Annotated in this window: 9 protein-coding genes; 3 read left to right on the top strand and 6 right to left on the bottom strand. The window is 46.8% G+C overall.

What is annotated here, in order from left to right; genetic code table 11:
- The first annotated feature begins 460 nt into the window (after positions 1-460).
- The gene (locus tag V6C93_RS18675) at positions 461-2,812 is read left to right on the top strand and encodes an ATP-binding protein (RefSeq protein ID WP_349262761.1); all 2,352 of its coding nucleotides are present in this window, start codon (positions 461-463) and stop codon (positions 2,810-2,812) included.
- Between the two features lie 273 nt (positions 2,813-3,085).
- Here V6C93_RS18675 and V6C93_RS18670 read toward each other — a convergent pair whose 3' ends face one another.
- From V6C93_RS18670 to V6C93_RS18660, 3 genes are all read right to left on the bottom strand, one after another.
- Positions 3,086-3,412, bottom strand: a complete 327-nt coding sequence (locus V6C93_RS18670; protein ID WP_349262760.1) for a hypothetical protein — start codon at positions 3,410-3,412, stop codon at positions 3,086-3,088.
- A gap of 109 nt (positions 3,413-3,521) precedes the next feature.
- Positions 3,522-4,307, bottom strand: a complete 786-nt coding sequence (locus V6C93_RS18665; RefSeq protein WP_333478173.1) for a fatty acid desaturase — start codon at positions 4,305-4,307, stop codon at positions 3,522-3,524.
- 218 nt (positions 4,308-4,525) lie between these two features.
- Positions 4,526-5,485 carry an orange carotenoid-binding protein gene (locus V6C93_RS18660; RefSeq protein ID WP_333478172.1) on the bottom strand — a complete coding sequence of 320 codons (960 nt, stop codon included), beginning with the start codon at positions 5,483-5,485 and terminating at the stop codon, positions 4,526-4,528.
- A gap of 359 nt (positions 5,486-5,844) precedes the next feature.
- Here V6C93_RS18660 and V6C93_RS18655 point away from each other — a divergent pair, with 359 nt between their 5' ends.
- Both V6C93_RS18655 and V6C93_RS18650 read left to right on the top strand, forming a co-directional pair.
- On the top strand, positions 5,845-6,303 hold the full coding sequence (locus tag V6C93_RS18655) for a response regulator (protein WP_333478171.1): 459 nt from the start codon (positions 5,845-5,847) through the stop codon (positions 6,301-6,303).
- Positions 6,304-6,402: 99 nt separating this feature from the next.
- A complete protein-coding gene (locus tag V6C93_RS18650) occupies positions 6,403-8,094 on the top strand; it encodes an ATP-binding protein (protein ID WP_333478170.1) in 1,692 nt (563 codons plus the stop codon).
- 112 nt (positions 8,095-8,206) lie between these two features.
- Here V6C93_RS18650 and V6C93_RS18645 read toward each other — a convergent pair whose 3' ends face one another.
- The 3 genes from V6C93_RS18645 to V6C93_RS18635 all read right to left on the bottom strand — a co-directional run bounded on the left by V6C93_RS18645 (position 8,207) and on the right by V6C93_RS18635 (position 12,831).
- Entirely contained in the window at positions 8,207-10,294 is a 2,088-nt protein-coding gene (locus V6C93_RS18645) for a DICT sensory domain-containing protein (RefSeq protein ID WP_333478169.1), read from the bottom strand.
- Positions 10,295-10,689: 395 nt separating this feature from the next.
- Positions 10,690-12,207: a hypothetical protein gene (locus V6C93_RS18640; RefSeq protein WP_333478168.1), complete on the bottom strand. Its 1,518-nt coding sequence runs from the start codon at positions 12,205-12,207 to the stop codon at positions 10,690-10,692.
- 474 nt (positions 12,208-12,681) lie between these two features.
- Positions 12,682-12,831, bottom strand: coding sequence for a hypothetical protein (locus tag V6C93_RS18635; RefSeq protein WP_333478167.1), 150 nt, complete (start codon positions 12,829-12,831; stop codon positions 12,682-12,684).
- Positions 12,832-12,943 lie beyond the last annotated feature (112 nt).

The following is a 12,943-nucleotide window of genomic DNA, read 5'->3' as shown; positions in this document are numbered from 1 at the left end:
AACCTCTTCGCCACTCAGCAAAATCTTTTGAGCGACTTGCTGCAAGAGCAGCTTGATCAACATCGTATCTGAGAGAGTCAACAGGTCATTAATCGAAGTTTCTTCAATAACAGCCCATGTCAAACACAGCATTGAGGAGGTAATCACCATTGCCCATACTCCTGATCAAGTGGTGTATTTAATATTTTCTTTAGATTCTTTTATACAGAGAATCTATCCATTCTTTAGATTTACTTAACAATTTAATGTTTTCTTTAGGATTTTTCAGTATTGCTTAACTAATCGCAATAATTTTCGATACACTGCAATAGAAGCCCTTTTGACAGCACAAGGGCTGATACCATTTTGGATTTTGAATTGCACCAGCCTTCTGGAGGCAATGGTTTCAATCTGTAGATCTGTCGCATCCTCTGTTTCAATTGGTTATGAGCTCATCAAATTGCCTCTCCATCGTCTCGCCATGAGTGGGTTTGAACCCAGTAACGTCCCAAAAGACCATCTCAGCGAAGTTGCCCTCGAACCAGTACACTTCGCAAGTTCGATTCAGCCCTATGGTGTTTTATTCGCGTTAAGCGATCCTGAGCTAATCATCCTGCAAGTCAGCGCTAATACTCAGGACTATCTCGGCATTTCAGCCCAACATTTGCTGGGTCAGCCGCTGGGGGTACTGCTGAATGCGGCATCACTTGAAGTCATTCAGCAAGCATTAGAGAACTGCGGTAGTTTCAGCAAGTCATCCCTTCGCGTTTGCAGAGGTGAAAAAACCTTTAACGGCACCCTGTACCGAACGGCAGCCACGATCATTCTGGAATTAGAACTGGCGTCTTCTCCACCAGAAGCTTGTCACGTTCAGATGCATACGCTAGTTAAGCAGGCGATCGCTCAGTTGCGACGAGTCCCCGATTTGACTGACTTTCTCCAATTAGCCGCCACAGAAATTCGCCGTATTACCGGGTTCGAGCGGGTCATGATCTATCAGTTTGATGCTCAGGGAGCCGGTGCTGTTGTTGCAGAGGCTCATCGGGATGACTTACCCTCCTACTTGGGACTGCGCTATCCGGCAACGGATATTCCAGAACCCGTTAGGGAGTTATATCGACGCGGCCTAATACGTTACATTCCCGATTTAAGTGCCCGATCTGTTGCATTAATTCCCACCGAGAATCCGATTACGCAACAGCCGCTTGACCTCAACCTCTCAGTGTTGCGGAGTGTTGACCCTTGCTGTGTAGAATATCATCACAACATGGGCGTGGCAGCAATGTTGGTCATCTCGCTGATCCAGGGCGAAACGCTTTGGGGACTCATTTCCTGCCATCACCAAACCCCCAAACCCGTCGCGTTTGAAGTTCGGGAAGTTTGTGAGTTGTTGGGTCAATTGATTGCATCGGAGCTTGCGAATAAAGTCAACACCGAAGAACTGGACTACTGGGTCAAGTTGCGATCGCTGCAATCAGAATTTGTCAAATCCATCTCCCAAATTGATGACTTGAAACAAGCCCTTGTCAATCCCGCGCCTCGCCTGTTGGATCTGGTGAGTGCCCAAGGAGCCGCTGTTTGTTTGGAGGATGAAATTACCCTAGTTGGCACAACCCCATCTCTTGAGCAAGTTCGTGCTCTCATGCAATGGATAGAGACTCAACCTTTTATCCCTCCCACTCCCCCACTGTCTTCCTTCTGTGACCCTGTTCTGTTTCACACCGATTCATTGCCAAAGCTCTACGCAGAGGCAGAGGCATTCAAGGATAGTGCCAGTGGCTTGCTTTTGTTACAGATTTCTAAAGTTCGACGCTACACCATTCTCTGGTTTCGTCCAGAAGTGCTGCAAACCGTGAACTGGGCAGGGGATCCAAACACATCCCTTAACGTTGCTGCCGATGGCTGTGTTACGCTTTGCCCCCGTAAATCGTTTGAGCGCTGGCAGGAAATTGTGCGGTTTACATCATTGCCCTGGAAAGCCTGTGAACTTGAGAATGCCCTGGATCTCAGGAATGCGATCGTTGGAATTGTTTTGAAAAAAGCCGACGAGTTAGCCAGAGTCAACCAAGAGCTAGAACGTAGCAACCAGGAGCTAGATTCCTTTGCTTATGCCGCTTCCCATGATCTCAAAGAACCTTTGCGGGGCATTCATAACTACTCAAATCTATTGCTGAAAGGGTACTCTGCGGTACTGGACGACGTAGGTCAATCTCGGCTCCAAACCTTGATTCGTCTAACTCGTCGCATGGAAGCGTTAATCAATGCCCTGCTCAAATTCTCACGGCTGGGACAAGCTGAACTCAATCTACAACCCACCGATCTCAATCAATCTTTGCACCAAGTGCTGGAAGATCTTTCTATCAGCCGTCCAGACTTTCAAACCGAGATTCGCCATCCACGCCCACTCCCTACGGTTAACTGTGACCCTGTATTGATTCACGATGTACTCGTCAACCTGATCAGCAATGCTATCAAATACAACGACAAGCCCGAACGGTGGGTCGAGATTGGCTATATAGCAGGGAATAGGGAATGGGGAATAGGGAATGGAGAAAGAGAACTTCCGTCCAAATTCCACGCCTGTACGGACACAGCATATCGCGTCCCTACGCCCTACACCTTCTACGTCCGCGACAACGGCATTGGCATTCGAGAACGGCATCTCGACAGCATCTTCCGGTTGTTTAAGCGGCTACACGAGCAACATCTGTATGGGGGTGGGACTGGGGCAGGATTGACGATCGCCAAAAAAATCATTGAGCGTCACGGTGGTCAGATTTGGGTGGAATCTATCTACGGGGAAGGCTCAACATTCTATTTCACCTTGAAATGAAGAGTGCTCAATTCTGAGTGCGTTAAGTTTGCTCTAACCAGCCCTGCACCTAGAGCGCCAGTCCAGTAGAAGTATTTGACAAGAGCGGCAGAGTATGAGGTATGTAGGGGCGAAGCATTCGGACGGAAAATTTTAGGCGCTCGCGATAATTCATCACCCGAATGCTTCGCCCTAAACGAGAAGTTTATAGGTATTCACATCCTGTTACGTCTGTCAACATTGAGTAATGGACTGGCGCTCTAGAAGGGGGAGAGCCAGTAAAAGCTTAGAATTTCATAGGCGTGTAAGAGCCGCTATCTTGGCAAGTTTGTCTTGATCCAGGCTTTTTAGTTCGTCGATATGTAACCATCCATCCTTAATCAAATCAGCAAAGAGAAATAGCAGCATTGGATAGCTGTAATCGTACTTGCCATCGATTTCATGTCGCTTAGCACTCAAAAAGTCGTGTAAACGCCACAAATCTTCAAGAGTGGTGAGCGTACTGGACTGATGACGAACTTTCTCGATCAAGGCATTAATTTCTCTCTCATAAGCTTTCTCAAAAGCCGCTTTAGCGACTGTTTGCTCTGTCGTAGACCATTCAGTATTGCTAACTTGCATCATCAAAGTCAAAATTTTATGGAGGTATTGCTTGGGGTAATTTCACTTTTTGTAACATTATAATAATTTCTGGCACTTAATTCTATAGGCTAACCTAATCTTTTAGTTTTTACTTTTTCTTGTGCCTTTGCATTGCTAGAAGGTTTTTAGAAACGGAGGTTGTCGGTAGTCGGTACCAAGGCGTTTTAGGGTACTGATGGTGCTCCCAGTGGTAGAAACCAAAGTGATAGCACGAGAGCAATGACCAAAGGACTAACAATTGACTACTTTGCATAGGATGAGCCGTGTTGGAGGGTGCAAACTCCTGCCTGTGGGGCAAATAAGTGCCAAAGAAAAATAATTGAATGGAACTTAAGATGAGTGGCAACCCCCAAAACAGCATTAAGTGCGTCACAGACATCTGAAAAAGTTGACTTAACCCCCAAAAAAGCAGGCATCCCTTGAGTAACAAGAGACTTATAGAGCGAACAGATAAATAAGACTTAAGAAACGTCAGATACCATAGCACAGGATGATCGTGGATGCCATCATGAAAGTCTGGATCACCGATTTGAGCTGGGTGTTGGTGATGTTTTCTGTGATTGATACAACACTGCTGATAGGGCAAGCAGGCATAAAGGCTGACAGCGACGGTGCCCATGATGTCATTGAGTCGCTTGTTGTACGGGCTTAAGTTGACATGCATGGCATCATGGGCAATCACAAATAATCCTGTCTGTAAAAAAGTACGTCCTAAAACAGCCAAAATAATCCAACCCAACGAAACCGTTGAGAGCGGAGCCCAGAGCAACCCAACTAAGCTAATCACCCAAAGACTTAGAATGGTAATCGCCAAAAGCAACCCGCTCAAGTTCTCACTTTTGAGAGTAAGCTGCTGTGAGGTAAAAGTTTGCATTGTTTGTTTATTGCTCGTCTATATAGCAATTCTCATACTGGTGAGAGATAGTAACTTTTTTCTCTTCTCCTGTGTAAAAAGAGACAGTGAGATAGTATGTACCTCATGAATCCGAGAAACGCTATAAACTCTTGCTCCAACACTTATCTGATTAAAAAGCGCTCTCCAAAAGAGCGCTTTTTGATAGAGATCGAATTAATTGCTCATCGTTTCTACTTCTAACGAGCCAGATTTAACAACTCCTTAGGAGAAGCCAGTAAGTCGATCGCCACAAAGTAAATTTTGTCTTGAGGATCAAGCAAGAATCGCCAAGCCATATTCATACCCACATTGGCACCAAACCACGGAGTTTGCACTTTGCCGGTGACTTTGATCTGGGTGTACCCATCTTCCGTGGGTTCACAGACTCCCTGCTCTGGCATCAACTTAAGATTCTGGCAATCTTCTCTGAAAAACCGCAGGACAGCATCTTTACCGACGATCGGTTTTTGGAAGGGAGGTTGCAGCGCACCATCCGGTGTAAAAAGTTGAATGAGTGCATCAAAGTCATTGGCGTTCAGGTTGTTCATGTAACTGAGGACAGTCGGGTTGGTCACGCCTTGAATCTGCACCTGTGAGCGTTGAGCAATCTCCTTGGGTGGAGCAACTGGCTCGGAAACTGGCGTGTAAGTGCCCAGTTTGCCGGAATCATACCCCATATCCACAACTGCATTTCGTAACACGGTGATTTGCTGTCCTGGATCAAGCTCTCGAATTGCTTGCAGTACAGCCGAGGCATTGGCAGAGAGCTTATATCCTTCTGGAATCGGTGCCACAATTCCCTGATCCATCCATTGCCCAAGCTGATACCAAAACCCCAGCTTAATATTGGCGCTCCAGGTGGCATAAGCCCGGCAAATTGGAGTATCTGCTCGGTTTGCTAAGTCGCACATCGCCTGCGATTGCTCTAGGGCAGACATCTGGCGGATTTGATTTAAGGTTCCCTCTGCCAGCACCATGCTGGCTGCTCCCGGTGCGGCAATTGTGATAGTTTTACCCATTTCAAGGTAGGCAAACCAAATTAAAGCTAGTTGATCTTCGACGCTAAGTTGATTGAACCGGGCGATCGTCGCTGGAACGGCATCGGCAGACAAAGTACCAGGGAAGATCCCTCTAGCTGAATCAATCGTAAATGGCATAGGACAGGTCAACCTTGCAAATGTATGAATGTAAACAAAATCTTGCTAAAAATTAGCTTACAGGAAGTTTGTAACGAAAAGATTAAATTTTTAGACTGCCAGTGCAGGCAACGTATGAATGACATGGCTGAACTGTAAACCACCGTTGGCAATCCTGTCCGGTCTTACGCACAATCCGGAAAAAAGAACCACTGAGGACTCAGAGAACACTGAGAAATAATAGGAAACAGAGCGTTTTTGCGTAAGTTCTGTGGTGTGTAAAGCCTCACCTCATACCCTTGATTATGTTAAGTTTTTGCAATATAGTTAAATATATCTTAATATATTGAAATAAAATTAGTGTTTAGCAATACAAAGTGATGACGCAATCATTTAACCCCTTGCTAGTTGCTGAAGACAGCGATGAGGATTTTGAGGTACTTCATCTGCTGATGCAGCAGATGAAGGTGCAAAATCCAATCCATCGCTGCACAAATGGAGATAAGGTTTTAGATTTTGTTTACCAAGATGGAGAGTGTAGCGAGCAGCATTCTTCGTCTCGTCCCTCAGTGATTTTGCTTGACCTGAACTTACCCGGCATGGATGGTCGTGAGGTGCTAGAACAGCTTAAGCAAGACCAGAGTTTAAAGGAAATACCGATTGTCGTCTTTACGACTTCCTCCAATCCCAAGGATGTTGAATTCTGCTACCAGAATGGGGCAAATGGCTATTTGATCAAGCCTGTGGATTCAGATGAACTGGAGAGAACCGTTCAGGCATTTGTAGATTATTGGCTACAAACCAACATTCCTCCGACGAACGGGCGCAATGGAAGTTAAGCAATGATTATGAGGTTTTTAATTTTCTTTAGATTTCCTTTGCAATTGTGTAATTTGTGGCATCCTTAAGGTGGAAGAAGCCTATAACAGTTTCCTTCTATGTCAACTGTTTGGACCCTTTTAATTACTGATGACTGTCAGGAAGATCGAGAAGTTTACCGCGAGTATCTTTCCAGCGATCCGGATCAGTCTTACCAGTTTATCGAGGCAGGCTCGGCAGAGGTGGGGTTGGCACTCTGTCAGAACCAGCATTGTGATGCCATTTTGCTTGACTTTCACTTGCCAGATATGACTGGGCTTGAGTTCTTAGATGAACTCAAGCAGCAGTCGGACACTTTCCTTCCCGTGATTATGCTGACTGGACAGGGTGATGAGCGGGTGGCTGTGCAGGCCATGAAGCGAGGTGTTCAGGATTATCTGATCAAGCAAGATTTAGAGCCCGATGTTCTGCAACTCACTGTTCGCAACGTCATCCAAAAATCCCATCTGCAACATCAGTTCAGCCAGCAACAGGGGCGGCACTTAACGGCAGAAGTTGCCCTCCGCCTTCATCGATCGCTGGATTTGGAGCAAATTCTGCAAACGGCTGTCACAGAAGTGCAACACTTATTAGAATGCGATCGTGTGGTGGTGTACCAGGTCACCCCAACTCACAATACGGATCTCGGTCGTGAAGCGGTTGCCCCAACTCTAACCAAGCGTTGTCAAACAGGCTTGAGTGGTGAGGGTCACGAGCCAATCCCGCAGTTTTTGTCATTTTTAACCGAAAATTACCCGTCTACCTTGAATAGTAGGCAAACAGCCGCCACTCATGAGACAGGTGAAGCAACGATTCTTGTTTCACAAAACCGGAAAAAAGAGACCTATCTACTGACTCCCATCCTGATCCAATCATCCACCCCCGACTCCCAACATCCGACTCCTGACGTTTGGGGTTTGCTAGTTGTCTGCCAAAATTCCAGCAAACGGCAGTGGCAGACAGATGAGGTCAGTTTTCTTAAGGATTTAGCAAGTCAGTTGGCAATCGCTGTTCAACAGTCTGAGCAACTGACTCAAGCGATTGAGGCTTTAGAGACCGAGAAGCAACTCAATGGCGTTCGCTCCCAACTGGTGACAACAGTCTCCCACGAATATCGAAGTCCTCTAGCTGCGATTTTGGCAGCTGCCTCGACATTGAAATTGCATAGCAATAAACTGCCCGAATCTCAGCAGCAGCAGTTCTTGCAGATGATTGAGGTCAAAGCCAGACAAATGACTCAACTGGTCGATGATTTGCTAGTGATTGAGACATTTGAAGCAGGCAAGGCGAACTTTGCACCCATGCCTTTTGAGCTATTGCAATTTATCTCAGATCTGATTGAGGAACAGCGACAGACTATTAGCGATCGCCACGAATTGATCTTCAAAATTACAGGAAATACCAAAGGATTTTGGGGCGATCAGCAACTGCTGCGGCTGATTCTGGTCAATCTGCTGTCAAATGCGATCAAATACTCAACTGATGGCGGCGAGATTGAAGTTCATCTGACTGGGAACGAGACCCATGTTGTGATTGAGGTGAAAGATGAAGGCATCGGTATACCCGCCCAGGAGCAATCTCAATTATTCCAATCGTTCAGTCGTGGTAGTAATGTGGGAACGATTCCTGGAACTGGCTTAGGCTTGGCGATCGTCAAAGCGTGTGTTGATCTGCATGGTGGTAAAGTCGCTGTGGAAAGCAAGGAAGAGAAGGGTACCCAATTCACTATCTGCTTACCAAAGCGCTCGTCTTCTGATTTCAGGTTTAGTTAACAAAGACGCAGTGCAAAGATGACACAGGAAGTTGTACTCCTGTGTCAAGACACCGAATTAATTTCTGTTTCTATCTGATACCAAATCCGCTGCTATAACCTCTAATCCTGGCTCACTTGATTTCACGTTTTGAGGGTTGTCCACCATCTGTTGCTCTCTTCGTTTCTGGGGGACGACTGCTAATCGGCACAGTGAAGTGAAATTGACTTCCCTGGTCTTTGCCTGCTGAGTCTGCCCAAATTTCACCGCCCCAACCCTTGACAATTTGACGACAAATTGCTAATCCAAGACCTGTGCCGCCAGCTGTTCGTCGTAGGGCACCTTCTTCCTGATAGAAGCGATCGAAGACATCTTCCAGACGGTTAGGTTCGATGCCACGTCCCGTATCGGCTACTGTGACTTCTAGCATGGAACTCCCGTTACTCTGGGTTCTAATCATGACTTGCCCCTGAGGGGTGGTAAATTTACAGGCATTATCTAGTAGTTTAGCTAGGGCTTCTACGAGCCACTCACCATCTGCACGAACTAGGGGGAGGTCTTCTGGCACTTGGATTGTGATTTGCGGTAGCTCACTCTCAGACCGACGAGCACGGATATGACTGAGGGCAAGCTCAACACATTCTTGCAAGGATAGAGGTTCTGGATGCCATTGCACGCGACCACTTTCTAAGCGTGAGAGGGTGAGGAAATCTTGAATGAGTTTCCGCATTCGTTCGGCGTCGGTCAGAGCAGTATTGAGCATAATCTGACGCAACTCAGGGGACATATCAGGTTCACTGGCGAGACTTTCTAGGCAGACCTGTATAGTGGACAGGGGGGTGCGTAGTTCGTGACCGGTGATAGCGACTAAGTTGCTACGAGTCCGGTCAAGCGCTTCTAACTGCTGGTTCAAATCTTCCAAATTGGCGTAAGCTTGGGCTTGAATCAGGGCAACACCGACTTGAGTTGCGATCGCTTCCACGAGTGCCAGTTCATCCTCTTTCCATCGATAAGGCTGTTCTCCACAATGGTGTAACTCTACCATCCCCAACAACTGACCCTGATACAACATCGGCACCATTAGCACAGAGCGAATCGAAAACTGCTGGATGAGATTTTTTAAAGGGGTGGTTCGCGAATTGCGAGCATTCCCTTTAGACTTTGCCGTTCTGCGTTCAGCCTGTGGTTGTCGTGAGTCTTTCCTACCGTTAAGGCGAGGATCGTCTTGCGTGTTTTCTACATAAACAGGTTCTTGATGCTGTACAACCTCCTGAAATAGGCCATTATCTTGTAAGGGCCAACTCTGTCCCTGTGTAGGAGCAAGCTTTACCTCACCCTGCTCTGTCGGCTTTAAGAACTCATGGCTAATGGTGGTGGCAGCATCTGTTGCCTTGCAGCAGTAAATCACACAGCGACAAGACCCGATGGCTTGCCCCAACTCTTGCACAGCGACTTCAAGAATTTCATTGGGGTTAAGACTGCGCCGAATCGCCGCTGTAATCGAGTTGACCAGCCGCTCTTTCTGTTCCTGAGCCGAGATTGAGCGATAGGCTTTGAGCAATTTGTACTGACCCGCCTGCAAGTAAGTCACCAGGCGATGAACAAAGGGGTCTGGATTGAGAGACTCTGGGAGAAACGATATTGACGTGTCAGCCAGGGCAGAATCTCCTAAATACCGGGATTTCGCCTCTGCTATCTTTGCCGCCAGTTCAGGTCGGTAAACCTCAATGCAATTCAAGAGTAACTCAGCCGCTTTCTTGCTGACGTTTCGCTCAAACGTCCAGATGCCCTCAAAGCGCCGCGATGTGTCCATCTCTGAATTGGTACTGTCAGCGACGGGTGTCAGTCGCTCCCGACAAATCAAGCAATTCGCGTAATGCTGCCCAATCACCACTAAATGCCACTCTTGACTCAGGTCATCTTCTGGAGCTAAGGCTACAGTTTCGTGAACCTCCGAGCTATTTTTAAAGTCTGTTTCCGGTGCAGCTAGGACATACAACTGAGATGTCCGTTTGGCAATTCGTCGGTATCGGTGTGCTTCCTGACGGTAGAATCGCTCTCGTTGAAAATTAGCAATGATCAACGGCTGATCTGAACCCGCCAAGACCTGATCTTCCATAGCATGGGAGAGTGCAGTCAAAGAAGACTTGAAATATACTTGTTGCCGCAGTTGGGGCATGGCTTGTAGTAAGCTAGCCAGCACGGAAGTCGTAATATTCATCAATAGGTTTTGGGCTGTATCCAGGCATTATTGAGGTTACACGGCACCGATTATCTGGGTTGCCAGGTTTTCCCTAATGACCGGCTCACTTGTAGTCAATCGGGTCGTCTTGAGAGAGTGCGAACAGCGAGCGCGCCGCCTAGTGTATTTTTAAGCATAGTTATCCTTAGGGCATTGCCCTGGGTCAGGCAGATTCCCTTAACCTGCTCTATCAACTTATCGTACAAAACAAAGGGATAGTTCCCTGCTAAGTTGCAAGGGTTATTTGTATAAAGTAATGAACTTGGCTAGGCGTCAAGCACCGAGTTGAGGCTGCAAACCCCCATACTCCCTCTTTTTAATAGGTGGAAAGTATAGGGGTTTTAGCTTTGACTTGTTATTCGGAAGGTTTAAAGTTATTGCTTAACCCTTTTCTGCGCAAATTGTCGCAGTTGTTGGGCTTCTTGATAGGATGTTGTCCCAGCTTTGACCGTTTCTAGTTGATTAATAATGCCCTGTAGCTGGCTATTCCACTGGTTTAGATCCGAGGGCGGGGAGGCTGTAAATTGCTGAATTGCCTGCTTGGCAGCTTGAAGGGCATTTACAGCATCTTGCTCAGCTTGCATTCGTGTTTGGATAGTGCCCAGATTGGTTTGGTAGGTTGCCAGTAGTTTTTGGGCTTCTACATAGGTAGAGTCTTGGACTTGAATCTTTTGCAGTTGATCAATGGCTTGTTGCCATAACTGGATGACTTGTTGCCACTCTGAAGCCGTATGGGGAGGATTTAGCCCCGCTTTAGCGGCAGCGAAGGCAAATTGCTTGGCAGCTGTGATTAACTTATCACTGTTAGAACTATCGGGTGCTTTGCGTTTTGCTTGCGCAAGACCTAAATTAGTTTGATACTCGGCAAGTAACTTTTGTGCTTCCCCATAACTAGGGTCTTGCAAGGAAACTTGCTTGAGTCGGTTAATTGCTTCTTGCCACAGGGCTTGGACTTGCTCCCACTCAAGGTTGGGATTTTCTCCAACTTTCTCAGCTTGTAGGGCAAATTCCTGGGCAGCTGCGATTAAGGTACTACCCCCCACCTTGTCAAAATCACGCGCATCGGCTTTGAGTCTGGTTTTTGCTTGTTTACCGGCCAGAGTTTCCGGGGGAATTTGCTCTAATTTGTCGAGGGCAGCTTGCCAAGAAGCATTGGCTTGCTGTTTTTCTGCGATTGTCTGTGCCTTTTGGTATTGCTGTTTGGCTGTGTTGAGGGCTTGCTCTGCTTGAATTAACTGAGTCTGAGCATTTTTTTCTTGGAATAGTTGGGCATCCATGCGCCCTACTGTGGCACGAGCTGTTTTAAATTCATCAAGAGTAAATTGCCACCCAAACCAAAAGGTATATCGAGGCCAGTAGCCTAAAAACCACACGGGTAGAGCATCCAGGTGCTTTTGTGCGGCTTTAACTTTTTTCGCGCCTAACTCAAAATCAGCGGGGCTGGTGGCATGGTTGACTAACTGATCGGCTTGCTCAACTTGAGCGATCGCCTGACGATAGTGATAATCCATACTCATGTAGCTAGGTAGTAGCAGTATGGGTGCCGTTCTAGCAACAGGCCAGCGAATCATGGGGTAGGGTAAATTCGCCACCCAAACCACTCCAGCAGAACCCGCTAAAAAGATAGCTGTCCATTTTAGTTTGCTGAACAGACCAGGCGGTTGATTGGCTTTTGCCGCTTGTTTAAGTACCTTTTCATTGAAGTGAGGAAATAAATCGACAATCGCCTCGCGTATCTCTTCTAAAGACGCGGGTGAGCCGTCTTGCTGTCGCAGCTGTTGTAAACGTTTCAGAACAATCTTCTTTTCGGCTTGACTGAGCTGATCATTGGTGGAGCAACTATCTAGTTCTTTGAGAAGGATGTCGAAGGCACGATTATTAAGACGCCGCATAAAATACACCTAGCAACTAGTTTCAGTATTCCCCTAGGTAGATGCAATCTAACAACTAGAGTGAAATTTTTCTAAACAATGAAAGGAGAGGGGAGAAAAGCCGCTTTCAGGCTTTCGTTGGTAATTGGCTTTATGGACTATCTTGTCAAAGTCAGCTTTTGCTACGGAGCTGTACTACGGCTACCCGTTTAAGCCGGGACAAGATGTTCAGGGTTGATAGTTCATTGCTCATGGCTTGACTCTATGAACTATGAACCGTTAGGTATAAGTGGAATGTCACTGACTTAAGAACTTTCCTCACTCACCAACCAACCCTTGTGCAGGGGGTCTCTAGGTAGGCACTCCGTCCCCCAGCGGGGGGTTTGGGGGGAGACCCCCCAATCTGGGTTTTGTCCAAAGAACGACTACTTTTTGCTTAAGTCAGTGCCATTCAGGTTAAGTGTCCTGCTTGCAGTTGGTAGCCTATACTACTTATCACCCATAGCCTTGCCATTTATGCAGGAAATCTCTTCGTTGTCGCAGGCTTTCCCAATTCTTGAGTTTTATGCCGATGGAGAACTCAAGTGCGATCGCTTCTGTATTCTCTAAGCGCGACCCAAAGATAGCTGCTTGGCGATTACACAAGACAACAATACATTGCAACCAGCGATATTACGATAATGCAATGAAACTTTACTACAAAGGGTAGTTTTCTTCGACCACACCATTACGCCAATACTGAAGGAACAACTTCCAA

This window comes from Allocoleopsis sp., assembly GCF_036703385.1.
Lineage (GTDB): Bacteria > Cyanobacteriota > Cyanobacteriia > Cyanobacteriales > Coleofasciculaceae > Allocoleopsis.
This window is presented reverse-complemented; position numbering and strand designations above follow the sequence as displayed.

Bases quoted from the DNA above. Each gene is read 5' to 3' on its own strand.
- V6C93_RS18655 (WP_333478171.1), top strand. From the start codon at position 5,845: ATGACGCAATCATTTAACCCCTTGCTAGTTGCTGAAGACAGCGATGAG.
- V6C93_RS18650 (WP_333478170.1), top strand. From the start codon at position 6,403: ATGTCAACTGTTTGGACCCTTTTAATTACTGATGACTGTCAGGAAGAT.
- V6C93_RS18670 (WP_349262760.1), bottom strand. From the start codon at position 3,412: ATGCAAGTTAGCAATACTGAATGGTCTACGACAGAGCAAACAGTCGCT.
- V6C93_RS18675 (WP_349262761.1), top strand. From the start codon at position 461: ATGAGTGGGTTTGAACCCAGTAACGTCCCAAAAGACCATCTCAGCGAA.
- V6C93_RS18645 (WP_333478169.1), bottom strand. From the start codon at position 10,294: ATGAATATTACGACTTCCGTGCTGGCTAGCTTACTACAAGCCATGCCC.
- V6C93_RS18640 (WP_333478168.1), bottom strand. From the start codon at position 12,207: ATGCGGCGTCTTAATAATCGTGCCTTCGACATCCTTCTCAAAGAACTA.
- V6C93_RS18660 (WP_333478172.1), bottom strand. From the start codon at position 5,485: ATGCCATTTACGATTGATTCAGCTAGAGGGATCTTCCCTGGTACTTTG.
- V6C93_RS18665 (WP_333478173.1), bottom strand. From the start codon at position 4,307: ATGCAAACTTTTACCTCACAGCAGCTTACTCTCAAAAGTGAGAACTTG.